The organism is Mycobacteroides immunogenum (assembly GCF_001605725.1).
Lineage (GTDB): Bacteria > Actinomycetota > Actinomycetes > Mycobacteriales > Mycobacteriaceae > Mycobacterium > Mycobacterium immunogenum.
On the sequence record NZ_CP011530.1, the window covers coordinates 2,118,719 to 2,144,428 of the forward strand.

The window sequence follows — 25,710 nt, forward strand, 5'->3', positions numbered from 1 at the left end:
GCTCACGCGCGTGCTCCAATCCACAATGCCGCGGCGATGGCGGCGACGATGCCGATGATCCACATGGCCATACCTTCGGAGGTCGGTCCGAAGCCGCCCAGCCCGTAGCCACCGGGATCCGGTGTCTCACTCGAGGCGCGGACGTAGGCGATGATGTCCTTCTTCTCATCGAGGGTGAGCTGACGATCCGAGAACTTCGGCATGTTCTGCGGTCCGGTCAGCATCGCGGTGTAAATCTGCTGTTCGGTGGCCGGGTCCAGCTCGGGAGCGAACTTGCCCGACGACAGCGCGCCGCCGCGGCCGGTGAAGTTGTGGCACGACGCGCAGTTGAGGCGGAACAGGTCACCACCGCGGGCGATGTTGTTACCCCGCAGCGACTCCTGGGCCACCGCGCCGTCACGGTCGCGGATCACCTGAGGGCCGCCGCCGTTGGCCTGGATGTAGGCGCCGAGGGCGTCGGTCTGCTCTTCGTCGAAGATCGGGTCCTTGCGCTGGGCCTGAGCCTCGTTGCGCATGGCCGGCATGCGGCCGGTGGAGACCTGGAAGTAGACGGCCGCCTCGCCCACGCCGATCAGGCTGGGGCCGCGGTCGGGCACACCCTGCAGGTTCGCGCCGTGGCAGGTGATGCACGAGGTCTCGTACAGCTGCTTGCCGGTGCGCAGCAGAGCCGACTTGTCCTCGTCGGCCACCGCGACCTGCGGGGTGGGCGTGAAGGTCGAGGCCAAGCCGCCGGCAACCACCAGCGCGATCAGCAGCAGCAAACCTGCTGAGACGCGACGGCGGAATTTGCGGCGTGCGCGATTCTTGGCGGCTGTGTCCTTTGCGGGCTCCACGCTCACCTGTTGTGCTCCCTTCACCGGGCTGGGCTGGTTCAACGGACGAAGTAGATGGTGGCGAACAATGCGATCCACACGATGTCGACGAAGTGCCAGTAGTAGGACACCACGATCGCGGAGGTCGCCTGGGCCGGAGTGAACTTACTCATCCGGGTGCGAATCAGCAGATAGATGAAGGCGACGAGACCGCCGATGACGTGCAGGCCGTGAAAGCCGGTGGCCAAGTAGAAGGTTGAACCGTAGGCGCTGCCGGCAATGGTGGTGCCCTCGCGTACGAGGTTCATGTACTCGTAGCCCTGGCCGAGCACGAAGAAAGTACCCATGATGAGGGTGATGACGTACCAGCGACGCAGCCCGAAGACGTCACCGCGCTCGGCGGCGAACACGCCCATCTGACAGGTGAACGAGGAGGCGACCAGCACCGCGGTCACCGGGATGGCCAGGCCAAGGTTCAGCTCGGTGGGCTCCGGGGGCCAATTACCGCCGGACTGAGCCCGGGCGGTGAAGTAGAAGGCGAAGAGTCCAGCAAAGAACATCAATTCACTGGAAAGCCAGACGATGGTGCCAACACTCACCATGTTGGGCCGGTTCAGTGAATGAACCCGCTGGGTAATGGCGGTTCCCGCCGGCGATCCTGGGGCTGCTGCGGTCGTCACGCCGTAAGTATGACGCTTTGTAGTTGTCGAGAGCCACTCGGGTCCGACATTGATTTGTGACCGACTCTCCACAATGCGTGTGGCCTCTGCCGAGAGTAGTGCCGGTGACCTGCGCCCGGCGTGTCGCGGCTGGCCCGGAAGGCATTTAGTCCTTTGTTGTCAGCGCCGCCGCCATGGGAGCATTTGCGGCGTGCTGGAACATTCCTGGCCCCAGGTACTGGGAGAGCTGACCAACCGCCGCGACCTGACGGCGGGGCAGGCGGCCTGGGCCATGGACCAGATCATGACGGGCGCGGCCACTCCGGCGCAGATCGCGGCCTTCGGGGTCTCGATGCGCATGAAGCGCCCGACCTCCGATGAGGTGGGGGAGCTGGCCGACACCATGCTGTCGCACGCGATCGCGTTCCCCGGGGATTCTCAGGGCGAGCTGATCGGTGCCAACGCCGTCGACATCGTCGGCACCGGAGGCGACGGCGCCAACACGGTGAACCTGTCCACGATGGCATCCATCGTGGTGGCGGCGTGCGGGGTGCCAGTCGTCAAGCACGGCAACCGGGCGGCGTCCTCGCTGGCCGGGGGTGCGGACACCCTGGAGAAGCTGGGTGTGCGCATCGACCTGGGACCCGAGCAGGTGATGCGCAGCGTCGCCGAGGTGGGCATCGGATTCTGTTTCGCACCGCATTTCCATCCCTCGTACCGGTACGCCTCGGCGGTGCGCCGCGAGATCGGCGTCCCGACGGTCTTCAATCTGCTTGGGCCACTGACGAACCCGGCCCGTCCCCGGGCAGGCCTGATCGGTTGTGCGTTCGCCGACCTGGCCGAGGTGACGGCGGGTGTGTTCGCGGGCCGCGGGTCCAGCGTGCTGGTGGTGCACGGCGATGACGGGCTCGACGAACTGACCACCACCACGACCAGCACCATCTGGCGGGTTCAGGCAGGCACCGTCGACACGCTGCGGTTCGATCCCGCCGCCTTCGGCTTCGCGCGCGCCCGGCTGGAGGAATTGGTCGGCGGTGATCCGGAGTTCAATGCCGCCGAGGTGCGCGCGGTGCTGGCCGGCGGTACCGGCGCGGTTCGGGACGCGGTGCTACTCAACGCCGCGGGTGCCATGGTCGCGCATGCCGGACTGGCCAGCGACGCCCAGTGGCTGCCCGCATGGGAGAGCGCGCTCGCCCGGGTATCCACCGCCATCGACTCGGGCGCGGCGGCGGCGCTTCTGGACAACTGGATAGCCGTCAGCCAGCGGCTGGGGTCGCAGCAGGGGTAGCGACTCTGAGTAGCTCGGCCATTCCCCGGTCGTCCTGGTGCACGGTCTGGGCCATGCGGGCACTGCGCGCGGTCATCGCCCAGTCCCGCAGCGCCGCGGCGCATCCGGTCGACTCCGCATAGCCGTCGGTCGATGACACGATCCGTATCCCGGGTTCGGCCAGCCAACGGGTGATCAGCCCGGTTTCCTCCGGAGCGGCCCCGCCAAACGGTTCCGGCGTGGGTAGCACCACCTGCGCCGACGCCGACGCCACCTGCACCACAGGCATCGGCGGGACACCTTTTCGGGCCACCGCGGCCCCGGCCAGCTGCCCGTGCCGCACCACCGCGATCTGCCATCCGCCCTCGCCGTCGGGGCGCGCGGCGATCAGTTCCTCGATACGGGCCAGGGCGTCCAGGCGGTGCTGGCGGGCCAATGCCTCGATGAGCGCGGCTGTCGCATCCCGTTGCCGCGCCGCGGTTTCGTAACGCCGCAGGGCGCCCAGCTCGGCGACCCTGTCGCACATGGCATGCAGCGGTGCTCCCTGAGTGCCGGCGATGACGGCGAGGGCGGTGTCCAGTCCGTCGCGGTATTCGGGCGCATCCATCCCGGCAGCGGCGGGACACGGCGAGGCGGTGCCATGCGGGTACGACTGGCCGTCACAGGCGGGGCCGTGCGTGCCGCCAGATCCGATGCGTGTGGTGCAGGTGCGCACACCGGTGAACCGGGCGAGGGTCAGTGCGGCCGTCGTCGCCTCGCCGCGCATGCGAAAAGGGCCGAGCATCGGCCGTCCGTTCGTGCTGCGGACCACGGCGAACCGGGGAAACGGTTCTTCGGTGAGCACCACCCACCACCAGCGGTGCGGAAACCGGGACTTGCGGTTGTACGGCGGTGCGTGCGCACCCAACAACCGCAGTTCGCGCACCGCGGCCTCCAGCGGATGCGCACAGGGCACATGGTCCACCGCGGTGGCGATGGTGACCATCTCACGCATCCGGCCACGGGGGTCCGCGCCGGTGAAGTACTGCTGGACCCGTCGGCGCAGATTGACCGCGGTGCCTACATAAAGCACCTCACCGGAAGGTCCGCGAAACAGGTAAACACCTGGGGTATAAGGCATTCCATCGGCCAGGGCGCGCTTTCCGCGCAGTGCGTTGGGCACCTGGGTGCGGTATCGCCGCAGCTCGCCCATGGTGTCCACGCCCTGATTACCGACCCGGGCGATCAGCGCGTGCAGGACATCGACAGTGGCTCGCGCATCGTCGAGCGCCCGGTGATTGGGGGTGGTGGACGCGCCGAGCAGCTGTGCCAGTGCGCTCAGGCTGACGCGCGGCGCCTCATCGCGGGACAGCACCCGGCGAGCCAGCCGGACCGTGCATACGACGGAGGGCTGGGGCCAGTCGATGCCGCATTGTCGAGCGGCCGCCTTCAGAAAACCGATATCGAAGCCGGCGTTGTGGGCGACGAGGACTGCGCCACGGGCGAATTCGAGAAAAGTCGGCAGCACCTGCTCAATCGGTGGTGCGTCGACCAGCATCGCCGAGGTGATGCCGGTGAGGCGGACGATCTGTGGCGGCAACGATCGTTTCGGATCGACCAGGGTGGCCAGCTCGCCGAGCACCTCGCCGCCACGCACCTTGACCGCGCCGATCTCGGTGATGGCGTCGTTTTCCGCGCTGCCGCCGGTCGTCTCCAGGTCCACCACCACGAAGGTGGTGTCGTGCAGCGTGCCCACCTGGTCGAAGGTCAGCTGCGATGAGCCGCCCGCGTGATGAGCATCAAGCCGCGTCATGACCCGAACGTAAAGCCCAGGACCGACATCCCGGGTCTTACGTCACGGGAGTGCAGATCAAGGCGAGTGCGTCGTTCTTGGTGTCGACACCGCCCGCGCCGATCAGCTCTTCCAGCCGGGCGCGCAACGCGCTGCGGTCGGCGGGATCGAGCGTGAGGTGATTGGAGTAGGTGAACACCATGTCCAGGTACGCCTGGGTGGAGAAGTGCTTCTGTTCCGCGAATCGCAGGTGCTGCACGCGATACCCGGACTTCTCGATGATGGGGGACACCGTGTCCTCGGTGTTGATGGACGGACGTCTCGCGGTGGCCATGAAATCGGCATAGACGGTGTCCAGATCGCTCTGGGTGGGCGCGGTGGGTTCGATGCGGTTCCACACCAGGGCGAGGCGGCCGGCGGGATTCAGCACCGTCAGCACCTTCCGCAGCGCGGCGCGGGGTTCCACCCAGTGGAAGGACTGCGCGAACAGCACCAGATCGAAGGTCCGGTCCGCCGGCTGCCAATCCTCGAAGCCGGCGACCTCGACATCGATGCCCTTCTCGGCGGCCATCCGCGCCATCCGGGCATCCGGTTCGACGGCGAGCACCTGGGCGCCGGCCGCGCGCAGCTGTGCCGCCGCGATCCCGGTACCCGCGCCGACGTCCAGGACACGCACCGGACCTCCCGACATGAGTTCAGCGATGAGTGGCTGCGGATAGCGGGGACGGTGACGGTCGTACGCGTCGGCGGAGCCGCCGAACGATTCGGCGCGGCGGCGGTCGGTGTGCACAGGTTGTTGCTGATCCGTCATGTCCTCAGCGTGCCAGGGAACGGCTACTTGTCGGTGGCCGCGGTTACCGTCCGCTCGAACCCGAAAGAACGACTCAAGGGATAGGAGGAGCCATGCTCATTGATTGCGACGATTGCGCGATGCGCGGCCCGGGATGCGACGACTGTGTGGTCAGCGTGCTGCTCGGGGTGCCCCAGACACTCGCCGAGGACGAGCGCGCCGCACTGGCCGTTCTGGCCGACGCGGGGATGGCACCCAGGCTGCGCCTGGTGCCGATTCAGCGCACCTACGACACGCCTGTTTCGGCGAAGACGCCCGATGCCGGAGTCGCATAAGGCACACTCGAAAGAGGTACGTGATGGCCTACCCCGGAAACGGGGAGGGGAACCGGCGCTTACGCGACGTTGACGTCATTCCACACTGCGGTGGACAACGCCGATGCCATTTCGTAACCTATCTGAGACCTATCGGCGCCGTAGTTCGCGGCGATCATATTGCAGTAAAGGGATGTAGTCAGTTGAGTGTCGGGCGTCTTCTTCGAAATCACTCGGATCGACTGACGCCCTCTCCACTCCGGCGCACGATGCTCGCTGTGACTGCTGCCGCCCTGGTCGGCGGGGTATTTGCGGGAGGGCAGACCGCTACCGCCGATCCCAACAACGACGCCGTGAAGAAGCTCAACGAGCTCTCTCGCCAGGCCGAGGCGACCTCCGAGGCAGCTAACACGGCGAAGATCGACCTCGATGCCAAGCTCGCGGCACAGCGGGACGCCGAGAAGAGTGTTCTGGCTGACGAGGCCGTCGCCAAGGCCGCGCGCATGGCGGTCTCCACCTATCAGGTCGACGTCAACAAGGCGATGGTCGCTGCCTACATGGGCGGTACCACCAGCGGCTACGGCGCCGTGCTGACCTCCAACTCGCCGCAGAACCTCATCGATCAGCTGTCTGTGCAGCGCACGGTCGGCGGCGAGATGCGCAGCCGGATGGACAGCTACCGCGCCGCTCAGGCCTCCGCGGACCAGGCCGAGCAGCGCTCCCGTGACGCCGTCGAAGCGGCGCGGGTGGCCGCCGAGCAAGCCAAGAACGTGCGCGCTTCTCTGCAGGCCAAGCAGAGCCAGTTGCAGGTTCAGATCGCCGTCGTCAAGTCGCAGTACAACACCCTGAGCCCCGGGCAGCGTGCTCAACTGGCCGCGCCGGCCCCGGTGCCCCCGCCGCCCGTGGAGCCCGGCGAGGCCGCCGATGCCCCCGAGCCGCTGATGCAGGCCGCCGCCGCGGCACCCGCACCGGAAGCCGCCATCGGCGGTGGCGGATCCCCGGCAGGCGCTGGTGCCGTCGCCGCGGCACTGACCCGCATCGGTGCCCCGTACTCGTGGGGCGGTTCCGGCCCCAACGCCTTCGACTGCTCGGGTCTGGTCATGTGGGCCTACGGTCAGCAGGGTGTTTCGCTGCCGCACTCCAGCCAGGCGCTGGCCCGTGGCGGTACGCCGGTTGCGCTGAGTGAATTGCAGCCGGGCGACATCATCAACTTCTACGGCGACGCTTCGCACACGGGTATCTATGTCGGCAACGGCATGATGGTGCACGCCTCCACCTACGGTGTTCCGGTCGCGGTCGTGCCGATCACGTCCTCCGGCCCGATCTACAACGCGCGCCGCTACTGATTCGCAGCACACCGCTTTTCGCGGTGGTCCTTCTCCTGCTGTGCGGGGGTTGTGTGGCGCGGCCCGCCACGCCGGCAGGCGATGCCCGCACATCCATCCAAGCACTGCTGAACAGCTACTCCAGGGCGCTGCGTAGCAACGACGCCGTCGCATTGCGCGCCGTGCTCGACCCGGGCAGCCCATCGTTCATCGCGGCGCAGCTGCGCCTGCAAGCCAATCTCGCACAGCTCACGACCGATACGTTCGAATACCGGACCGCTGCTGACGTTCCTGCCGATCCCATTGCCGCGCAACAACAATGGAAGCTCGATGCGGAACTGTCCTATGCGGTCAGCGGCGTGGACAAGGTTGCCGTCCGGCGTCCCGTCACCATCGGGGTGCAGCGCGACAGCGGCTCCTGGCGGCTGTTCGACACCAGCGAGGTCGCCGTACCCTGGCAGTTCGGTCCGGTGGTTGAGACACGGAAACGCATAGGCGACCGGGACGTGGTGGTGCTCGGGCATCCCGGCGCGCAGGTCGCCACGCGAATCGTCGGCGAGATAGATGGCGCCATGACGTCCCTGTCCGAGTTCTGGGGGTCGCAAGGCTATCCGGGGATGCTGTTCGTCGCGGCGGGCACCGACGCGGAGTTCGCCGCCCTTGTCGGTGGCGAACATACCGAGGGAATCGCCGCCGCGGCGGTCGTTGACCGGGTCGACGGCGGAATCGCGGTAGGCCAGCGGGTGATCGTGGCCCCCGGTGCCGCGGCGTTACCGGCCGATCAGTTCCGCGTGGTGTTGCGTCACGAGCTCTTTCACGCCGCTGCCCGCACCGTCACCGGTGATCATGCGCCGCTGTGGCTGGTGGAGGGCGTTGCCGACTACAACGGGCGGCGCGGTAGCGGCACCCCGTTCCGGAACGCGGCGCCCACTTTGGCGAATAGCCTTGCGGCCGGGCGCATTCCAGATCATCTACCCACCGACGAAGAGATCGATAATCCGGGCCCGCGCCGCACCCAGGCTTACGAGGAGGCCTGGTCGGTGGCGCAATACGTCGCCGACGCGTTCGGTGAGCCCACGCTGGCGCGGTTGTATCGGGACGGGGCAGGGACGGCGCCGGCCGGGTCGGCGATTCAGCGGACGCTGGGCATCGACGAGGTGACGTTGGTGCGGCAGTGGCAGGGCTGGCTCGCCTCTCGTGCACTGCGGTAGGCCCAGTACGGTAGGTGCTGTGACATTTCATCTTGGCGGCCGGCGGCAACGGATCCTGTTGGTCACCAACGATTTTCCTCCCAGGCCTGGTGGCATCCAGTCGTATCTGCAGGAGATGGTGGCGCGGCTTTCCGGATCGCATGAGGTCACCGTCTACGCGCCGCGTTGGAAGGGGTGCGAGCGCTACGACGCGGCCGCCGAATACCAGGTGGTACGGCACCCGACCTCGCTGATGCTGCCCGGTCCCGGTGTTCGCCAGCGCATGGTGGACCTCATCCGCGCGCAGCGTTCCGAGGTGGTGTGGTTCGGCGCGGCGGCTCCGCTGGCGCTGCTGTCCTCATCGGCGAAGGCGGCGGGCGCCGCCGTGACGGCCGCCAGCACGCATGGGCACGAGGTGGGCTGGTCGATGTTGCCGGTGGCGCGATCCGCGCTGCGGCAGATCGGGGAGAGCACCGATGTGATCACCTATGTCAGCCGCTACACCCGGGGGCGCTTCGCCTCGGCATTCGGTCCGCGCGCGGCGCTCGAATACTTACCGTCGGGCGTCGACACCACCAGATTCCGTCCCGATCCGGCGGCCCGCGCGGAGCTGCGCGACCGCTATGGGCTCGGCGATCGGCCAACCATCGTGTGTGTCTCCCGGCTCGTTCCCCGCAAGGGACAGGACATGCTCATCGAGGCGTTGCCCGCGATCAGAGAGCGGGTGAGCGGCGCGGCCCTGGTGATCGTGGGCGGCGGCCCCTATGCAGAACCGTTGCGGGCATTGGCAAATCGCCTCGGGGTTGATGATCACGTGGTCTTCACCGGGGGAGTGCCGTGGGAGGAGCTTCCCGCGCACCACGCGATGGGCGATGTTTTCGCGATGCCGTGCCGCACGCGTGGGGCCGGTCTCGATGTCGAGGGGCTGGGGATCGTGTTCCTGGAGGCCTCGGCCAGCGGTGTGCCGGTGGTCGCCGGCAACTCAGGAGGTGCGCCCGAGACGGTGCGTGACGGCGAAACGGGAATCGTCGTCGACGGCAGATCGGTCTCCGCGATCACCGACGCGATTGTCCAGATCTTGTCCGACCCGGTACGTGCCGCCGCGATGGGGGCGGCGGGGCGCAGCTGGGTGACCGACTACTGGCGCTGGGACCATCACGCCGCCCGGTTCGCCGAACTGGTCAGCGGGTCCGCCTAACCTGGGTTGGTGGACCCAGCAGAACATGCGCGGCACACGCGTGAGGTGTACGACAGGCTCGCTCCGGTTTGGTCGGCCACGACCGACGATGGCCCCTTCAACGGGATGCTGGAACGACCGGCGCTGCGCTCGCTGATCCCGCGCCCGCTGACCGGTCGCACGGTGCTGGACGCCGGATGTGGTTCCGGCGCTCAGTGTGCTTGGCTGCTCGGCGAGGGCGCCGATGTCACCGGTGTGGATCTGAGCCCGGCGATGGTTGACCAGGCGCGCGGGCGCTGCGGTTCGGCGGCCACGTTGATGGTCGCCGATCTGGCCGAACCTCTGCCGTTTGAAGCGCGGTGGTTCGACGGGGTGACGTGCTCGCTTACCCTGCACTATCTGCGTGATTGGCGGGTGCCGCTGGCATCGTTCGCGCGAATCCTGCGTCCCGGGGGTTGGGCGGTCATTTCGCTGGATCATCCGTTCGGCGCCCCGTTACCCGATCAGCGGGACGGATACTTTCAGTCACAGTTGGTCAGCGACACCTGGACCAAAGCGGATGTCGAAGTGACTCAGCACTTTTGGAGACGTCCGCTTGGTCAGGTGGCTGACGCTTTCGCCGAGGCCGGCTTTCTCATCGAACGGATCGCAGAACCACGCCCATCCGCTGAAGCGATGCGGCGCTTCCCCACGGAGCTACAGAACGTGGTCGACGTGCCCAGCTTCATCGTCTACCGACTTCGTTACTCGGAAGTCCCCGAGTAGATCGCGTCGATGTCCGCGGCGAATTTTTCGGCCACCACGTTGCGCTTCACCTTGAGCGTCGGTGTCATCTCGCCGGTGGCCTCGGTGAAGTCGACCGGCAGGATCCGGAATTTCTTGATGGCTTCGGCATGGGAGACAACCTGATTGGCCGCTTTCACCGCGGTCCCGATCTCCGCGAGCAGGTCGGGATCCTCGACCAGGTCGGCGACGGTGGCGTCGGCAGGCTTACCGTTGCGCTGCTTCCAGCCGTCGATGGCCTCGGGGTCGATGGTGATGAGGGCGCCGATGAACGGTTGCTTGTCGCCGACCGCCATGGCCTGGCTGATCAACGGGTGAGCGCGCAGCTGGTCCTCCAGCACCGCGGGTGCGACGTTCTTGCCGCCGGCGGTGACGATGATTTCCTTCTTGCGCCCGGTGATCGTGACGAATCCGTCTTCGTCGATCGCGCCCAGGTCGCCGGTGTGGAACCAGCCGTCCACGATCGATTCGTTGGTGGCGGTCTCGTTGTTCCAGTAGCCGCTGAACACCACGCCACCGGAGACCAGTAGCTCGCCGTCATCGGCGATCTTCACCGCGTTACCGGGCAACGGCCGTCCGACACTGCCGATCTTGAGACCACCGATGACATTGACGGCACAGGCGGCTGTGGTCTCGGTGAGGCCGTAGCCCTCATAGATGGTCAGGCCGACACCGCGGTAGAAGTGGCCCAGACGGGCACCCAGCGGGGCTCCACCGGAAATCGAGGCCACGCACTCGCCACCGAGCGCCGCACGCAGCTTGCCGTACACCAGCTTGTCGAAGGCGGCGCGCTTGGCGCGCAGCACGATGCCCGGGCCGCCCTTGTCCAGTGCCTCGCTGTACTCGATGGCGGTGTCCGCGGCGGCGTCGAAAATCTTTCCCTTGCCGTCGTTCTGGGCGTTCTGGCGGGCGGTGTTGTACACCTTCTCAAAGATGCGCGGGACCGAGACGATGAAGGTCGGCTTGAAGATCCCGAAGGTGGGCACCAGTGTCTTGATGTCGCTGGTGAATCCGACGCTGACCTTGGACTGGAAGCAGGCCATCGCGATACCGCGTGCCAGCACGTGCGCCAGCGGCAGGAAGATCAGTGTCCGGCTGCCCTTTTGTAGGTAGTCGGGGAAAACGGCACGCGCACCGCGTGTTTCGTACACCAAGTTGGAGTGGGTGAGCTGGCAGCCCTTGGGGCGTCCGGTGGTGCCGGAGGTGTAGATGAGGGTGGCGGGATCGGTCGCCTTGATCGCGGCCAGCCGGCCCTCGAGTTCGGCGGGGTCCACCCCGGTGCCCGCCTCGGCGAGCTCGTCGAGGGCGGCGGGTGCGCTGGAGCCGGCAATGTGGAACACGGTGCGCAGGCTCGGCAGCTCCGGTGCGAGTTCTTCGGCGATCTTGGCGTGGGCATCGGATTCCACGAACAGCGCCACTGCCGCCGAATCTTGCAGCACCCATCGGACCTGATCGGCCGAGGAGGTCTCGTAGATCGGCACGGTGATGGCACCGATCGAGAGCACCGCGTAGTCGATGATGGTCCACTCGTACCGTGTCGCCGAGATCAAGGCCACCCGGTCGCCGGGCGCCACACCCTTGGCGATCAGGCCATTGGCCACCGCCCGGATCTGTGCCGCGGCTTCGGCGTAGGTGACCGGCGTCCAGGCGTCGCCGATGAGCCGGGAGAATGCCACCTGGTTGGGGTCTTCACGCTCGTAGTCGTAGACGGCACGAACCACCGATGCGTTGTCCTCGACGGTGAACGGGGCAGGAACGCTGAACTCTCGCACCCGCCTAGACTAGTCGGGGTCTCAAGATCGCCGAAGACGTTGCCGCGTTTCCTTCGGCGGCGAGGCTTAAGCTGGTGCGCGATGAACAGCATTCAGGTCGCCGACCAGACCTTTATCGCGGCAGATCCCGCGGACATCGGCCGTGTCATCTCCCGCCCGGCGGATTGGCGCCGTTGGTGGCCTGACCTGCAGCTCAATGTTGTCGAGGAGCGCGGTGAGAAGGGTATCCGCTGGACGGTGGCCGGACCCGTCACCGGAACCATGGAGGTATGGCTTGAACCGGCTCTGGACGGGGCCATCGTGCACTACTTTCTGCACGCCGAGCCCACCGGTGCCAGCCCCGCGCAGGCCGCCAAGCTGAACCTGGCCCAACTCAATCATGCCCGCCGGGTCGCCGGGAAGCGGTTCGCTTTCGAGGTCAAGCAGCAACTCGAGGCCGGCCGGCCTATCGGTGAGTCGCGGGTGCCCAGCGCCTGATCGAGTCCTGATCACGCGGGGGCGAGCACGACCACCGGGATGGGCCGGGATGTCGCTCGCTGGTAGGCGCTGTAGTGGCCAGAGTTATTGGTATCGGCCAACATCCACAGTTGCTCGTAGTCCGCGTCGCCGGGCCCCGCTCCTGGCGCCGATCGAGGTCAGTAGCAGGCTGGGCGCCATCCCCGGAACGTGATGACCCAGATAGCCTTTCGAGGCGATCTAGATGCGCTGGTGCACGCCGAGCACCTTGGCCACCAGTCGGCTCATGGATGTCCCTTCTTCGTGAGACCGCAGCGAATTGCCAGGATGGGAGTATCCGAGCGCCAGCGAGAAGGGTAGCGTCTGTCAGGTGGCTGAGAAGACTACCCAAACGATTGCCATCGATGCCGAGCCAGGCAAGGTGATGGCGGTGATCGCCGATATCGGCGCCTACCCGGAATGGGTGTCGGAGTACAAGGAAACCGAGGTGCTCGACACCGACGCGGAGGGCAGGGTCAAACGCGCCCGGTTGGTGTTGGACGCAGGTGTCCTCAAGGACACCCAGGTCCTGGAGTACGTGTGGTCTCCAGACGGCCGCAAGGTCACCTGGACCCTGGCGGAAAGTTCCCTGCTGCGTTCGCTGGAGGGCACATACCTTTTGGCGGCCAAGGGCTCTGGAACCGAGGTGACCTACGAGCTGGCGGTCGACCTTCAAATTCCGATGATCGGAATGCTGAAGCGCAAGGCCGAACGCAAGATCACAGATTCCGCGCTCAAGGATCTGAAGAAGCGAGTCGAATCTGACCGCTAGCGACGTCGGGGAGGAACTTGTGTCCCGTCCCGAAGGCGCCGCCCCCGAAGTCCACGCACCGTTGACAGCCACCATCGGTCTCTTCGTCGGCAAGGGGGGCGTGGGCAAGTCGACGCTGGCGGGCGCCACCGCCGTGCGTTATGCACGCGCCGGGCAGCGGGTACTGGCGGTTTCCACCGACCAGGCACATTCTCTGGGGGACGTCTTCGGTGTGCGGGTCGATCCGTCTCCGGGCGCTCATTGTGTACGGGTGATCGAGGACCCGTTCGGCGGGCAGCTCGACGTGATGGCCCTGGATACCCTGGGCCTGCTGGAACGTCGGTGGGGCGACATCGCCGGCACCATCGCCGCACAGTATCCCGAATCGGATATCGGATCGCTTGCCCCAGAAGAGCTTTCCGCATTGCCTGGCGTCCAGGAGATGCTTGGGCTGCATGAGGTGCAGCAGCTTGCCGAGACGGGTGATTGGGACGTGGTGGTGGTCGACTGCGCCTCGACGGCCGACGCCTTGCGGATGCTGACCCTGCCCGGAACGTTCGCGATGTATCTGGAACGGGCCTGGCCCCGGCATCGCAGGCTCGGTGGTGTCGGTACGCCACGTGCGCTCATGCTGGCCGAGTTGTTGGAACGCGTTGCGGCATCGGCAGATCGGCTCGCGGGCTGGCTCTCCGACGCCGAACAGGTGGGGGCCCATCTGGTGCTGACCCCGGAGCGGGTAGTGGTGGCCGAGGCCATTCGCACCGTGGGGGCGCTGGCGCTGATGGGGGTGCGCATTGAACGAGTGATCGTCAATCAGGTTCTCATTCAGGATGATTCGTACGAATATCACAATCTTCCCGACCATCCCGCCTTCGATTGGTACATGCAACGCATCACCGATCAGTCCGCCGTTCTGGACGAGATGGGGGAGGCGATCGGGGACGTCGAGATGCTGCTGGTGCCGCATCTGCCCCGCGAACCCATCGGGCCGGACGCACTGGGAGAACTGGCCGAGTCGGTGCGGCGCCGCGACGGTGCCAAACCCCCCGCGCCGCTGGGCACCGTCGTCGAACACGAATCCGGATCCGGGGCGGACACCGTCTATCGGTTGCGGCTAGAGTTACCGCAGATCGACCCGGCCACGTTAAGCCTCGGCCGGGTGGGAGATGACCTGGTCATCGGCGCGAACGGGATGCGCCGGCGGGTCCGGCTGGCCTCCGTGCTGCGGCGCTGTGTGGTTGTCGACGCCCGGCTCGTCGGTGGCGAGCTGACCATACGGTTTAGAGCGGATCCGGAGGTGTGGCCTACGTGACGGGTACCCATCCGGAGCTCGGCCCCGAGCTGCGGGCATTGGCCGCCTCGATCCTCGACAAGCTCGACCCCGCCTTGCGTCAGGCCGCGCGTGCGGCGACGGACGGTGGGGCCGCCGGGAAATGCAACCAGCTGTTCTGCCCGGTGTGTGCGCTGGCGGCGCTAGTCGAAGGTGAGCATCATCCGTTGTTGGCCACGATCGCCGAACACAGCCTGGCGCTGGTGATGGTGGTGCGGGCAATGCTGGACGCGGAGAGCGCCGGCGACTCGGGCGGCCCCGACGACCCCGACGGCGGTGGGGCAGGGCCGCAGTATCACAGCCCCTTCCCGCCCGCGCCCAGCTCGCAATCGGCTGGCTATCAACCGATTCCGGTTGATATCGAGGAGTGATGAGCGCGCGTACTCATGATGGGACCTGGCGTCCCATATTTCCGGGACCTTAATCAGTCCACGGAGTTTCGCGGTCGCCAAGGGTAAGCTCGGCGCCAGCCCCATGGGAGTCCGGAATGGGGAACGGGAGAGGATGCGCGCGATGTTCTATTGGCTGCTGAAGTACATCTTCATGGGGCCGATCCTGCAGCTGATGGGCCGGCCGAAGGTGGAAGGTCTGGAGAACATCCCGTCGTCCGGACCGGCGATCCTGGCGGGAAACCATCTCGCGGTGGTGGACAGCTTCTTTCTTCCGCTGGTTTCCCCGCGCCGGGTGACGTTCCTGGCGAAGAGCGAGTACTTCACCGAGCCCGGTTTCAAGGGCTGGCTCAAGAAGGTCTTCTTCGGCGGATCCGGACAGGTGCCAATCGATCGAACCAGTGCCGACGCTGCCGAGAACGCGCTGAGCACCGCCAAGCGGCTGCTCGGTGAGGGCAAGCTGTTGGGCATCTACCCCGAGGGCACCCGCTCACCCGACGGACGCCTCTACAAGGGCAAGACCGGACTGGCGCGGATGGCATTGGCGACCGGGGTGCCGGTCATCCCCATCGCCATGGTCGGCACCAATGTCATGAACCCGCCGGGAACCGCGCGCTGGCACTTCTCCAAGGTCACCGTAAAAATCGGCAAGCCGCTGGATTTCTCGCGATTCGACGGGATGGCCGGTAACCGGTTCATCGAACGTGCGGTCATCGACGAGGTGATGTACGAGCTTATGCAGCTGTCCGGCCAGGAGTACGTCGATATCTACGCCGCCTCGCTCAAGGACAAGCCCGCCGAAGCCGCAGACAGGCCCGCGGAATCTCCGCAGCAGCCCGACCGCATGCCGGAGAGCGCTGCCGGTTAATTCGGTGTCTGCGCATCGTCCCTGCATCTGAGGTGCCAGCCCGTCGTGGGGCGTTGGTCAGCTATCCGTGCCGGTACCGCTACTCTTGACCCACCGGCGGGAGAACTGAGAGATGCGAGGGCCGTGCCGAATTCAATAGACGAAACCACCATCGCGGACGGCGGCTCCGCTCGTCGAGTCGCCCGATGGATTAGGTGGGGTGGCCCGCTCGTCCTCGCGATCGCCCTGTTGTTACACGCCGTGGTCTTCATCCATTGGCCGACCTACGCGCTGCAGATCGACGTGTTGGTGTACCGATTTGGCGGCACGCGGGTGCTCGACGGGCTGGACCTGTACTCGATCGGGCGCAACGGCGAGATCGACGACCTGCTGTTCACCTACACCCCGTTCGCGGCGCTGGTCTTCACTCCACTGGCCTTCATCACCGACTTCACCGCGCAGGTGCTGTCCCTCTTGGTGTTCCCGGCACTACTGGTCTATTCGGTGTGGCGCATGCTGAGCTGGCTGAACGTGTCCGTCAAGGCAGGGCTCTGGGGGTTGCTGGCGCTGCTGGTCGGGTTGGTCTCGTGGCTTGAGCCGGTGCGGCTCTCCATTCAGCTGGGCCAGATCAATCTGCTCATCCTCGCCCTGGTGGTGACGGACATCCTGGCCCCCAAACGGTGGAAACTGGCCGGTATCGGTATCGGCATCGTCGCCGGGATCAAGCTGACCCCGATGATCTTCATCGTCTTCCTCTTCGTGGTGGGACGGATTCGAGCGGCCGTCGTGGCCACCGTCACCCTGATCGCCACCATCGGTCTGGGCTTCATCTTCCTGCCGACGGCTTCGCACTACTACTGGGTCGACCGCTCCTTCGAGAAGATCAGTCGCATCACCCGCGACCCCACCGCGAGCACCAGCATCAGCGGGCTGTTCCTGCGGCTGAACTTGTCCGCCGGGACCGCCACGGCCCTGTCGGTGCTGGTGATCGTGGTGAGTCTGGTGGTCGCGACGTTGGCATACCGGCGAAACCAGCTGTTGCTGGCGATTTCCATCGTGGGTATGGCCTCAGCGGCGGCCTCGCCGTTCAGCTGGAGCCATCATTGGGTGTGGTTCGTGCCTTTGGTCGTGCACCTGGGGTATCGCGGATACGTCCTGGGCAAGCGGGCCTCCGCGATCACCATGTGGGCGTTCTGTGTGGTGTTCGCGGCCTGGTTCACCAGCCTGAGCGGAAAGACACCGGACTCCGGGGCGCTGACGTTGCGGCCGGGGGGCGTGCTGAACGAAGTGATCCCCAGTCTGTACGTGTTTGTGCATCTCGGGGTGCTAGCGGCCAGCTGGATATGGCTGCGGCGCGATACGCCGGAAGTGAAAAGTGCAGTGCGCGAAGATGATTCGCCACAGGCCGATGAGCTGGCGCCGGCGTCGCCGGCGCACAACTAGGCGGCCGCGTGCGCTACTTCTACGACACCGAGTTCATCGACGACGGCCGCACCATCGAACTCATCTCGATCGGGATGGTGAGCGAAGACGGCCGCGAGTACTACGCCGTCTCCACGGCGTTCGACCCACAGTTGGCGGGCCCCTGGGTGCGCCAGCACGTGCTGCCCAAGCTGCCGGCGTTGTCGTCTCCGCTATGGCGCTCTCGCGGGCAGATCCGCGATGAGCTCGCCGAGTTCATGGGCCTGAACGGGGGTGGCGGTGCCGCCGACCCGATTGAACTGTGGGCCTGGGTGGGGGCCTACGACCACGTGGCGCTCTGTCAGCTGTGGGGGCCCATGACCGGGCTACCGCAGCCGGTGCCGCGGTTCACTCTGGAACTCAAGCAATTGTGGAATGACCTGGGCCGGCCGCCGATGCCGAAACGTCCCGCCGACTCCCACGACGCGCTGGTCGATGCCCGGTTCAACCTGGCTCGCTACCGCGCGATGGTCGGGGAAAAATCCGCTGGTTAAAGCCGGTTAAGATGGTTCCGTGAACTGGACAGTCGACGTCCCCATCGACCAATTGCCGGAGCTGCCGCCGCTGCCGGCGGATCTGCGCGACCGCCTGGATACCGCCTTGGCCAAACCTGCTGCTCAGCAGCCGAGCTGGCCGGCCAATCAGGCCGCCGCGATGCGTACCGTGCTGGAAAGCGTGCCCCCGATCACCGTTCCCGCGGAGATCCAGCGTTTGCAGCGTCAGCTGGCTCAGGTGGCGCGTGGTGAGGCATTCCTGCTGCAGGGTGGCGACTGCGCCGAGACCTTCGCCGACAACACCGAGCCGCACATCCGGGCCAACATCCGGGCCCTACTGCAGATGGCCGTGGTGCTCACCTATGGGGCGAGCATGCCGGTGGTGAAGCTGGCCCGTATCGCCGGCCAGTACGCCAAGCCGCGCAGCTCGGATACCGATGCGCTGGGCCTCAAGTCCTACCGGGGCGACATGGTGAACGGCTTCGCCCCCGATGCCGCGCTGCGCGAGCACGACCCGTCGCGGCTGGTGCGTGCCTACGCCAACGCCAGTGCCGCGATGAACCTGGTGCGTGCGGTGACCGCGTCGGGCATGGCCTCGCTGGCACAGGTGCACGACTGGAACCGCGAGTTCGTCCGCACGTCGCCAGCGGGTGCGCGCTACGAGGCGCTGGCTTCCGAGATCGACCGTGGCCTGAAGTTCATGAGTGCCTGCGGTGTCGCGGATTCGAATCTCGATACCGCCGAGATCTACGCCAGCCACGAGGCACTGGTGCTGGACTACGAGCGTGCGATGCTGCGCCTGGCCGAGGACGAGAACGGGCAGCCCGCTCTGTACGACCTGTCGGCCCACTACCTGTGGATCGGCGACCGCACCCGGCAGCTGGATCACGCGCATGTCGCGTTCGCCGAGATCATCGCCAACCCGATCGGTATGAAGATCGGCCCGAGCACCACACCCGATCAGGCCGTCGAGTACGTGGAACGCCTTGACCCGCACAACAAACCGGGTCGACTGACCTTCGTTTCCCGCATGGGCAACTCGAAGGTGCGCGATCTGCTCCCGCCCATCATCGAGAAGGTGCAGGCGACCGGGCACCACGTGGTCTGGCAGTGCGACCCGATGCATGGCAACACCCATGAGTCGCCGAGCGGTTACAAGACACGGCATTTCGATCGGATCGTCGACGAGGTGCAGGGCTACTTCGAGGTGCACAACGCTCTGGGTACCCATCCGGGCGGCATTCACGTCGAGATCACCGGTGAGAACGTCACCGAGTGTCTCGGTGGCGCACAGGATATTTCCGATGACGACCTTGCCGGCCGGTACGAGACGGCCTGCGACCCGCGCCTGAACACCCAGCAGTCCCTGGAGCTGGCGTTCCTTGTCGCGGAGATGCTCAGGGACTAGGGCGGCGGTTACAGCAGGTTGGTGATGTTGGCGCCCAGCGACCAACATCCCGCCGCCACCGAGCTGGTGAGGATCAGCACGATCACCAGCCAGATGAAGATCGCGCGCCGGCTCTGTTGGCGTTCGTATCGGTAGTCCGAGTCGTCGATATCGGCGAAGAACGCCGATCCATCTGGCTCGCTGTCGAATTCACGATCGTATTCGTCGTATCCGGGGTCGTAGGCAGGTACCGGGTCCATCATCCGCGTGGGATTGGGCACCCTGGGCCGCGCGGGCGTGCTGGGGCGGGGCGAGGTGGTTGGGCGCGCCGAAACGCCCAGGGCGGCCGCGGCCGACGCGGCGTCGGCGGCATCGGCCGGTCCGGGGCCGCTGAGGTCGCCGGTGGTGCTGCGGCCCGAATCGATCAGCCGGCTGCGGTATAGCTGTTCAGCGACATGTTGTTTGGAGTCCTTGGGCGCAGGCACCCGGAACGGCGGCAGCCGCAGCTCGGCGGAGATGGCGTCCAATTCGGCGCCGAACTGCGCGGCGTCGGCGTAGCGGCCGTCCGGGTCGCGGGAGGTGGCGCGCAGTACCAGTTCGTCGAATTCCTCGGGAACGCCGTCGATCGCGTCGCTGGGCGCCGGAACATCGCGATCAATGCGTTGATAGGCCAGTGCCAGCGGTGTGTCGCCCGTGAATGGTGTTGACCCGGTGAGCAATTCGTACATCAGGATGCCCGCCGAGTAGACATCGCTGCGTGGGCCGGCCGATCCGGTGCGCACCTGCTCGGGAGAGAGGTACGCCGCGGTGCCCAAGATCACACTGGTGGAGGTGATACCGGCTTCGGCCACGGCCCGGACCAGCCCGAAGTCGGCGAGTTTGACCTCGCCGTCATCGGAGATCAGTACGTTCTCGGGCTTGACGTCGCGGTGTACCAGGCCGGACCGATGCGCCACCGCCAAACCGCCCAGCAGCGGATTGAACACCGCGGCCACCGCGTGCGGCGGCATCGGCCCGCGTTCGCGCAGCAGCTCGCGCAGGGTGCCGCCGTCGATCAGCTCCATCACCAGGAAGGGATGCCTGCCGTCCATACCCTGGTCGAAGACCGCCACCAGGCCCGGATGGCGCAGCCGTGCCACCGCGCGCGCCTCGAGCCGGAAGCGGGCGAGAAATCCGCTGTCGGAGGCGTACCGGCTGTCCATCACCTTGACGGCCACCGGGCGGTCCAGCCTGGTGTCCAGCCCGCGGTACACGGTTGACATACCGCCTGTCGCGATAGGAGCCTCGATGCGATACCGGCCATCGAGCACCGCACCGATCATCGGATCGAGGCGGCCGGTCGGGGACTTGGGCGATGTCATCGCATCGATCGTATCGAGTGATACGGGTGCCCCCGGCCGTCAATGCCGCTTATCAAGCATTTCGCGCAGCGAGTTGAGGATCGGGCCGGCCCCGGAGAACAGCATCGTCCGCCACTGACGGTGCAGCGGAATGGATGGATCGAACCTGCTGTAGGTGACGCGGAGCCGGGTGCCACCGGGCTCGGGCAGCAGATTCCACCGGGAGGTCACCTCGATGCCGGGCGCGGTCAACACCTGCTCGATGTGCTCGTAGGGCACCACGCTGGTGTAGGTGGTGCACACCACACCGTCGAATCCGACCGTGGGTTGGGGATGGGTGACGATGACGCGGGTCGCGCCGACCTCGACCGGCGCGTCACTGACCTCTTTCACCTGTGAGGCGGTGAGCTCAAGGGAGACCAGCACATCCCAGACCTTTTCGACAGGGTAGGGGTAGTACTCGCTGTGGGTGATCGATGTCGGATCGCCGGAACTCGTCACCGTCCGAAGGTTACGCGCGTCACCACACCCGGAGGACACTTTTCGGCGACGGTGGCGTGCGGGGCGACTAGCGTCATTGCCTATGAGCGCAATTCCGTACGTCGCCGACACCCTTGAGGCCGATGAGCCGCTGTTCTCGCTCAAGGAGGTGGCCTCGCGTCTGCGAGTGCCGGTGAGCAAGGTTCAGCAATATTTGCGCGACGGAGAGCTGATCGCGGTCAAACGTGATGGCGAAATCAAGGTTCCCGTCATATTTTTCAGCCCCGAGGGTCCCGTGGTGAAGCATTTGTTCGGGCTGCTGTCCGTGTTGCGCGACGGGGGTTTTCACGAGCCCGAAATCATGCGCTGGCTGTTCGCGGGCGATGAGTCGCTCACGGTGAGCCGCGACGGCACCACGGAACAGATTCAGGCGGCCCGCCCGGTGGACGCGCTACATGGCCATCAGGCACGTGAGGTGCTGCGCCGGGCGCAAGCGATGGCGTACTAGGCGGCCGGTGCCACAGAAGGTGCCGGCGCCGCCGGTCGCGGGTCGTCTGGTTCCGGCGCGGTGTTGATCATCCGCCAGGCGATGGCCGCGCAGGTCGCGGCGATCAGCACATGGATCCACACGTACATGCCATGGGAGCCATCGGGTTTGAAGATCACCATGATCCAGGTGGAGAACCCGGCGATGGCGGCGATGGCGGCGCGTGATTGCAGCAGCGGAGCCGCGATGGCCAACGGCCAGCTGTAATACCAGGGCAGCGCGGCCGGTGCCATGAGCACCACGATCGTCATCGACCACAGAATTCCGAACATCGCGTCGCGTTCGTTGTGCCGGTGCCGCCACCACACCACTGGCAGGCTGACCGCGATGACCAGCACACCGATGATGCGCATGACCTCAAGCACGGCATCGAAATTGACGGTGACGAACAGGCCGGCCACGACATTGATGACGTTGGCGACCGCGGTCGGGATGGTCAACCAGTTGATGATCTTGACGGCGGAACCCGCGAACGCGGTCATCCATCCGAAGCCGACGCCGGTGATCCAGGACATCAGGGCGAATGTCGTCAGGGAGATCGCCACCGATCCACACGACGCGAGGGCGAATGCGGTCAGTGGGTGACGCGCCGGAGCGCCATCTGCGTGATCGGAAGCCAAGCGGCGCATCCAGATCCATACCAGGAAGGGCAGCGCCAGGCCGGCGCTGGCCTTGACCATCACCCCGAGCGCTACCACCGCGATGCCCGAAACATGATGTCGCTCAAGGGTGAGCGCGATACCGGCCATCATGAGGCCGACCATCAGCATCTCGTTGTGCACCCCACCCATCAGGTGGATGATCACCAGGGGGTTGAGGACGCAGATCCACAACGCCTTGCTGGGGCTGGCCGAGAAGAACTTGGCAACCCGGGGTGCGGCCCACACCAGCAGCGCCAGGCCGGGCAGCATGCACAACCTCAACAGCATGGTCCCGGCCACCACATCGTCACCGACGATCTGGGTGACGAATCTCGCGATCAACAAGAACAGCGGGCCGTAGGGCGCGGTGGTGGTGGTCCAGATCGGACTGACGTTCTCCAGCAATGCATTCGGATTCTCAACCGGACCCACCAGGTACGGGTCGAATCCGTCGCGCAGCAGCGCGCCCTGCGCCAGATAGGAATAGGCATCCCGGCTGAACACCGGAACCGAGGTCAGCAGCGGCAACAGCCAGCACGGGACGACGACCATCAACGACTCTTTGGGCACCTTGCCCGCGATGACGTGCCGCCCAAGCCCCAGCCAGGCCAGCAGCATCAAGACCACTCCGAGCCACATACAAATCGAGGACACCACCAGGCCGTGCCCGAAGCGCAGCCAGGACAGCCCTGCCGACTCCAGCAGCGGGTCGTGCTGGCGGGTGCTGCCCGCCCCTAGCCCGCCGATGGCAACGAGGATCGCGCCGCCGAATCCGGTGATGGCCGCGCGACCGGCGGGGGACCGCAGGAAGGAGGACGTCCAACCCGCACTCTGCTGGGACGGCTCCAGGGCCTTTGACGATGTGCTCACGTGATCATGCGCTCCGGTTGGACACCAATCGGACCAGGTCGGACAACGCCGCGCGGGCGTCGTCGGCGATATCGGCGCTCGCCAATTGGTCCAGGGCGCGATGCGTGTGCTCCTCGATGCGGGATTCCACCGCCGCGAGTGCGCCCAAGTCGACTATGAGTGAACACATTTCGGCGATCTGCTGGTCGGTGAGTGGAGTGCCGATCCAGGAGTGCAGCAGATCCTCGGCAGCGTTGTCGCGCTGGCGGGCCAGCCGCAGCGCTTCAGCCAGCAGCACGGTGCGCTTTCCGGAGCGAAGGTCATCTCCGGCAGGTTTGCCCGTCACCTTCGGGTCTCCGAACACCCCGAGCACATCGTCGCGCAGTTGGAACGCGACGCCGATATCGAGCCCGACATCACCGAGCAGCCGTGAGATTTCCGGGTTTTCGGCGGCGATCGCCACACCCAGCTGCAAGGGCCGCTGCACGGTGTATCCGGCGGTCTTGAATCGGATCACCCGCAGGGCGGTTTCGACTGACTCGTCACCGGAGGATTCGGACAGAATGTCCAGGTATTGGCCGCCGAGCACCTCGCTGCGCAGAATCGACCAGACACCCCGCACCCGCGCGTGCGTCTGTGGGGAAAGCCGGGCACCGGCCACCATGTCGTCGGCCCAGGTGAGTGCCAGATCGCCGAGAAGGATCGCGGCGGATATCCCGAACTGATCGGGGGAGCCCGACCATCCGTTTTCGCGGTGCAGGGCGGCGAACTCCACATGGATGGTGGGTTCACCGCGCCGGGTGGCCGAGCTGTCGATGACGTCGTCGTGGATGAGCGCGCAGGTGTGCAACAGCTCCAGGGCGGCGCATACCCGCAGCACTTCGGGGTTCCATGGATCCGGATCAGTCGTCACCGCGCGCCAGCCCCAATAGGCGAATGCGGGGCGCAGCCTCTTGCCGCCGCGCAGCACGAAGCGGTCGAGCGCGGTGATGGCGTGCTCGTAGTTCTGTCCGATGTGCGCGGTGTGCTCACGGCATTCGGTCAGGAACTGGCTCAGTTGGTCGCTCACCGCATCGGTCAGGTGCCGGGCGCTGGCAGCGGCTACATTGACACTCAGCGGTGCGTCCTTTCAGGGTGCGGTAAGTGGGGTCCCGGATGCTTGCAGGGTCTCCGAGAGTGAACTCAGCCTAATCCCACCTATCCTGAACAGGTGACAACCAACCCGCTCGACCGTGATGGACCGGTCGCCGAGCTGCAGGATCCGGGGTCGATCGCCGATCGGCTCGCCGCGGTTCAGCCTGGCGAGGTCGCCTTCTCTGTCGAGTTCATGCCGCCCCGCGACGAGGCGGCCGAGGCTCGGTTGTGGCGGGCGGCACGAGTTTTCGAGCGATATCAGCCGGTGTTCGTCTCGGTTACCTACGGCGCGGGAGGTTCCACCCGCGATCGCACGGTGCGGGTGACCGGAGAACTCGCCGCGAACACCACGTTGTTGCCGGTCGCGCACCTGACCGCCGTCGGGCACACCGTCGACGAGTTGCGTGCCATGGTGGGCGCCTACGTCGACCGCGGTATCACCAATATCCTTGCCCTGCGCGGCGATCCGGCCGGTGACGTGAACGCGCCGTGGGTGCCGCATCCCGGCGGGCTGACCTATGCGGAAGAACTGGTGCGTCTGGTTCGCGATCTGGGTGATTTCCACGTCGGGGTGGCGTCCTTCCCGGAGGGCCACCCGCAGGCGAGCGATCTGGACAGCGACACCGCGAACCTGGTGAACAAGCTCCGTGCGGGGGCCGAGTACTCCATCACTCAGATGTTCTTCGATGTCGACGACTACCTGCGGCTGCGCGACCGGGTGGTCGCGGCCGACCCGGAGCAGGGAGCCAAGCCCATCGTTCCCGGCCTCATGCCCATCACCTCGCTGCGTTCGGTGCGGCGGCAGGTCGAGCTCTCCTCATCGACGCTACCCACCGCGTTGGAGGAGCGGCTGCTCAAGGCCGCGGGAGACGGCCCGGACGAGAATCGCGATGAGGTCCGCAAGGTCGGCGTCGAGGTCACCACCGCGATGGCCTCCCGGCTGCTGGCCGAGGGAGTGCCCTGCCTGCACTTCATGACCCTCAACTTCGCGCGGGCCACCTCCGAGGTCTTGGAGAACCTGGGGGTGCGCGTCACTCCGGGAACTGGTCGGGCGTGAACCGCGGCGATTGATCGCGGTCCAGCCACGCCATAGAGGCGACCAGGGCGCCGACCAGCAGCGCGGCGATCGACACGAAGATCGCGGCACCGTTGAATGAGCGGGTACTGGGGTCGGTGTAGCGCGCGGTGGCGGTGAAGGTGCTGACCACGCCGGGATTGAGCTTCCACTGCACGGAATCGGAGCCGAGCGTTTCGCCGTTGGTGGATTCGATATCGCCGGGGAAGGAGACCGCCAGCGAGACATCGGCATTTGAGTTGTCGCCCAGCGCGGTCAGGTCGGCCCGGCCTTCCAGCACCACCACATCGCCGTTGCGGCGCAGGGTCAGGTCGAATCCGGCGGCGTTCTTGTTCATACCGGCAAGCTGCGGCACCTCGGAGAACGTGAGGTCGTTGAAGATAGCCCGCGACCCCACCATGCCGTTCTCTTCGTACTCGCTCACCTGAACCTTCTGGGCGAAGGACATATTGCGATCGAGCTGGGGGCCCTTGTCGTTCTTGCCCTGCGGTTTGGCGACGGCGATCAGCTGGCCGGATACGTGATCGTCGGTGGTGACGGTCATCGAGGCCTTGACGCGTACGCACCCCGCGAGCAGCGGAAGTGTCGTCAACAACAACACGGCGGTGATCCGCGCCAGCCGCCCTCGTC

The 25,710-nt window shown here is 66.3% G+C and carries 26 protein-coding genes and 1 pseudogene; 16 read left to right on the plus strand and 11 right to left on the minus strand.

Annotated elements, in window-relative coordinates:
* Positions 1-2: 2 nt before the first annotated feature.
* Together qcrC and ctaE are read right to left on the minus strand one after the other, a co-directional pair.
* Positions 3-839, minus strand: a complete 837-nt coding sequence (gene qcrC, locus ABG82_RS10560) for a cytochrome bc1 complex diheme cytochrome c subunit (RefSeq protein WP_043077623.1) — start codon at positions 837-839, stop codon at positions 3-5.
* Between the two features lie 32 nt (positions 840-871).
* Positions 872-1,414, minus strand: coding sequence for an aa3-type cytochrome oxidase subunit III (gene ctaE / locus ABG82_RS10565; RefSeq protein ID WP_043077601.1), 543 nt, complete (start codon positions 1,412-1,414; stop codon positions 872-874).
* A 259-nt stretch (positions 1,415-1,673) separates the two neighbouring features.
* Between ctaE and trpD the strand changes: the two genes are divergently transcribed.
* Positions 1,674-2,759 (plus strand): anthranilate phosphoribosyltransferase, encoded by a 1,086-nt coding sequence (trpD, locus tag ABG82_RS10570; protein WP_407661878.1) that lies wholly within the window; start codon positions 1,674-1,676, stop codon positions 2,757-2,759.
* Here the strand turns inward: trpD and ABG82_RS10575 are convergent.
* Both ABG82_RS10575 and ABG82_RS10580 read right to left on the minus strand, forming a co-directional pair.
* The gene (locus ABG82_RS10575; RefSeq protein ID WP_043077599.1) at positions 2,728-4,530 is read right to left on the minus strand and encodes a DEDD exonuclease domain-containing protein; all 1,803 of its coding nucleotides are present in this window, start codon (positions 4,528-4,530) and stop codon (positions 2,728-2,730) included. The two genes, trpD and ABG82_RS10575, sit on opposite strands and share 32 nt — an antisense overlap.
* 37 nt (positions 4,531-4,567) lie before the next feature.
* A complete protein-coding gene (locus ABG82_RS10580; protein WP_052510983.1) occupies positions 4,568-5,299 on the minus strand; it encodes a class I SAM-dependent methyltransferase in 732 nt (243 codons plus the stop codon).
* 113 nt (positions 5,300-5,412) lie between these two features.
* Here ABG82_RS10580 and ABG82_RS10585 point away from each other — a divergent pair, with 113 nt between their 5' ends.
* The 5 genes from ABG82_RS10585 (at position 5,413) to ABG82_RS10605 (ending at position 10,070) form a co-directional block, all read left to right on the plus strand.
* Positions 5,413-5,634 carry a hypothetical protein gene (locus tag ABG82_RS10585; RefSeq protein ID WP_043077597.1) on the plus strand — a complete coding sequence of 74 codons (222 nt, stop codon included), beginning with the start codon at positions 5,413-5,415 and terminating at the stop codon, positions 5,632-5,634.
* A 248-nt stretch (positions 5,635-5,882) separates the two neighbouring features.
* Positions 5,883-6,959: a peptidoglycan hydrolase RipC gene (gene ripC, locus ABG82_RS10590; protein ID WP_043077596.1), complete on the plus strand. Its 1,077-nt coding sequence runs from the start codon at positions 5,883-5,885 to the stop codon at positions 6,957-6,959.
* 23 nt (positions 6,960-6,982) lie between these two features.
* Positions 6,983-8,149, plus strand: a complete 1,167-nt coding sequence (locus ABG82_RS10595; protein WP_043077595.1) for a hypothetical protein — start codon at positions 6,983-6,985, stop codon at positions 8,147-8,149.
* A gap of 19 nt (positions 8,150-8,168) precedes the next feature.
* On the plus strand, positions 8,169-9,326 hold the full coding sequence (locus ABG82_RS10600) for a glycosyltransferase family 4 protein (protein WP_043077594.1): 1,158 nt from the start codon (positions 8,169-8,171) through the stop codon (positions 9,324-9,326).
* A gap of 9 nt (positions 9,327-9,335) precedes the next feature.
* Entirely contained in the window at positions 9,336-10,070 is a 735-nt protein-coding gene (locus ABG82_RS10605) for a class I SAM-dependent methyltransferase (RefSeq protein ID WP_043077593.1), read from the plus strand.
* Here ABG82_RS10605 and ABG82_RS10610 read toward each other — a convergent pair.
* Positions 10,049-11,860 carry an AMP-dependent synthetase/ligase gene (locus ABG82_RS10610; protein WP_043077592.1) on the minus strand — a complete coding sequence of 604 codons (1,812 nt, stop codon included), beginning with the start codon at positions 11,858-11,860 and terminating at the stop codon, positions 10,049-10,051. The genes ABG82_RS10605 and ABG82_RS10610 overlap by 22 nt on opposite strands.
* A gap of 81 nt (positions 11,861-11,941) precedes the next feature.
* Between ABG82_RS10610 and ABG82_RS10615 the strand changes: the two genes are divergently transcribed.
* The gene (locus ABG82_RS10615; RefSeq protein ID WP_043077591.1) at positions 11,942-12,337 is read left to right on the plus strand and encodes a polyketide cyclase / dehydrase and lipid transport; all 396 of its coding nucleotides are present in this window, start codon (positions 11,942-11,944) and stop codon (positions 12,335-12,337) included.
* A gap of 11 nt (positions 12,338-12,348) precedes the next feature.
* Here ABG82_RS10615 and ABG82_RS10620 read toward each other — a convergent pair.
* Positions 12,349-12,556: pseudogene (locus tag ABG82_RS10620) on the minus strand (nitroreductase/quinone reductase family protein).
* Positions 12,557-12,686: 130 nt separating this feature from the next.
* Here ABG82_RS10620 and ABG82_RS10625 point away from each other — a divergent pair.
* From ABG82_RS10625 to ABG82_RS10655, 7 genes are all read left to right on the plus strand, one after another.
* Complete coding sequence (locus ABG82_RS10625; RefSeq protein WP_043077590.1) at positions 12,687-13,127, plus strand: SRPBCC family protein; 441 nt, start codon at positions 12,687-12,689, stop codon at positions 13,125-13,127.
* 19 nt (positions 13,128-13,146) lie between these two features.
* A complete protein-coding gene (locus ABG82_RS10630) occupies positions 13,147-14,418 on the plus strand; it encodes an ArsA family ATPase (RefSeq protein ID WP_043077589.1) in 1,272 nt (423 codons plus the stop codon).
* Positions 14,415-14,807 carry a hypothetical protein gene (locus ABG82_RS10635; protein WP_043077622.1) on the plus strand — a complete coding sequence of 131 codons (393 nt, stop codon included), beginning with the start codon at positions 14,415-14,417 and terminating at the stop codon, positions 14,805-14,807. Before ABG82_RS10630 ends, ABG82_RS10635 begins: the two co-directional genes overlap by 4 nt.
* Positions 14,808-14,949: 142 nt before the next feature.
* On the plus strand, positions 14,950-15,693 hold the full coding sequence (locus ABG82_RS10640; protein WP_043077621.1) for a lysophospholipid acyltransferase family protein: 744 nt from the start codon (positions 14,950-14,952) through the stop codon (positions 15,691-15,693).
* Between the two features lie 123 nt (positions 15,694-15,816).
* The gene (locus tag ABG82_RS10645) at positions 15,817-17,115 is read left to right on the plus strand and encodes a glycosyltransferase 87 family protein (RefSeq protein WP_043077588.1); all 1,299 of its coding nucleotides are present in this window, start codon (positions 15,817-15,819) and stop codon (positions 17,113-17,115) included.
* An 8-nt stretch (positions 17,116-17,123) separates the two neighbouring features.
* Positions 17,124-17,627, plus strand: a complete 504-nt coding sequence (locus ABG82_RS10650; RefSeq protein WP_043077587.1) for a polyadenylate-specific 3'-exoribonuclease AS — start codon at positions 17,124-17,126, stop codon at positions 17,625-17,627.
* A gap of 19 nt (positions 17,628-17,646) precedes the next feature.
* Positions 17,647-19,035 carry a class II 3-deoxy-7-phosphoheptulonate synthase gene (locus tag ABG82_RS10655; protein WP_043077586.1) on the plus strand — a complete coding sequence of 463 codons (1,389 nt, stop codon included), beginning with the start codon at positions 17,647-17,649 and terminating at the stop codon, positions 19,033-19,035.
* 8 nt (positions 19,036-19,043) lie between these two features.
* Here the strand turns inward: ABG82_RS10655 and ABG82_RS10660 are convergent, their stop codons facing one another.
* Positions 19,044-20,375 (minus strand): protein kinase domain-containing protein, encoded by a 1,332-nt coding sequence (locus ABG82_RS10660; RefSeq protein WP_078343473.1) that lies wholly within the window; start codon positions 20,373-20,375, stop codon positions 19,044-19,046.
* Positions 20,376-20,414: 39 nt separating this feature from the next.
* Positions 20,415-20,855: an SRPBCC family protein gene (locus tag ABG82_RS10665; protein ID WP_043077585.1), complete on the minus strand. Its 441-nt coding sequence runs from the start codon at positions 20,853-20,855 to the stop codon at positions 20,415-20,417.
* A gap of 82 nt (positions 20,856-20,937) precedes the next feature.
* Between ABG82_RS10665 and ABG82_RS10670 the strand changes: the two genes are divergently transcribed.
* On the plus strand, positions 20,938-21,342 hold the full coding sequence (locus ABG82_RS10670; RefSeq protein WP_043077584.1) for an Rv2175c family DNA-binding protein: 405 nt from the start codon (positions 20,938-20,940) through the stop codon (positions 21,340-21,342).
* Here the strand turns inward: ABG82_RS10670 and ABG82_RS10675 are convergent.
* The gene (locus tag ABG82_RS10675) at positions 21,339-22,892 is read right to left on the minus strand and encodes an alpha-(1->6)-mannopyranosyltransferase A (protein ID WP_078343472.1); all 1,554 of its coding nucleotides are present in this window, start codon (positions 22,890-22,892) and stop codon (positions 21,339-21,341) included. The genes ABG82_RS10670 and ABG82_RS10675 overlap by 4 nt on opposite strands.
* Positions 22,893-22,896: 4 nt before the next feature.
* On the minus strand, positions 22,897-23,940 hold the full coding sequence (locus ABG82_RS10680; protein ID WP_162269192.1) for a polyprenyl synthetase family protein: 1,044 nt from the start codon (positions 23,938-23,940) through the stop codon (positions 22,897-22,899).
* 141 nt (positions 23,941-24,081) lie between these two features.
* Between ABG82_RS10680 and metF the strand changes: the two genes are divergently transcribed.
* The gene (metF, locus tag ABG82_RS10685) at positions 24,082-25,062 is read left to right on the plus strand and encodes a methylenetetrahydrofolate reductase [NAD(P)H] (RefSeq protein ID WP_043077582.1); all 981 of its coding nucleotides are present in this window, start codon (positions 24,082-24,084) and stop codon (positions 25,060-25,062) included.
* On the opposite strand, the gene ABG82_RS10690 is transcribed toward metF, so the two are convergent.
* A complete protein-coding gene (locus tag ABG82_RS10690; RefSeq protein ID WP_043077618.1) occupies positions 25,037-25,699 on the minus strand; it encodes an LppM family (lipo)protein in 663 nt (220 codons plus the stop codon). The two genes, metF and ABG82_RS10690, sit on opposite strands and share 26 nt — an antisense overlap.
* Positions 25,700-25,710 lie beyond the last annotated feature (11 nt).

Coding starts and splice junctions, on each gene's coding strand:
- ctaE (WP_043077601.1), bottom strand. CDS start 1,414: ATGGTGAGTGTTGGCACCATCGTCTGGCTTTCCAGTGAATTGATGTTC.
- ABG82_RS10575 (WP_043077599.1), bottom strand. CDS start 4,530: ATGACGCGGCTTGATGCTCATCACGCGGGCGGCTCATCGCAGCTGACC.
- ABG82_RS10585 (WP_043077597.1), top strand. CDS start 5,413: ATGCTCATTGATTGCGACGATTGCGCGATGCGCGGCCCGGGATGCGAC.
- ripC (WP_043077596.1), top strand. CDS start 5,883: ATGCTCGCTGTGACTGCTGCCGCCCTGGTCGGCGGGGTATTTGCGGGA.
- ABG82_RS10615 (WP_043077591.1), top strand. CDS start 11,942: ATGAACAGCATTCAGGTCGCCGACCAGACCTTTATCGCGGCAGATCCC.
- ABG82_RS10640 (WP_043077621.1), top strand. CDS start 14,950: ATGTTCTATTGGCTGCTGAAGTACATCTTCATGGGGCCGATCCTGCAG.
- ABG82_RS10660 (WP_078343473.1), bottom strand. CDS start 20,375: ATGACATCGCCCAAGTCCCCGACCGGCCGCCTCGATCCGATGATCGGT.
- ABG82_RS10670 (WP_043077584.1), top strand. CDS start 20,938: ATGAGCGCAATTCCGTACGTCGCCGACACCCTTGAGGCCGATGAGCCG.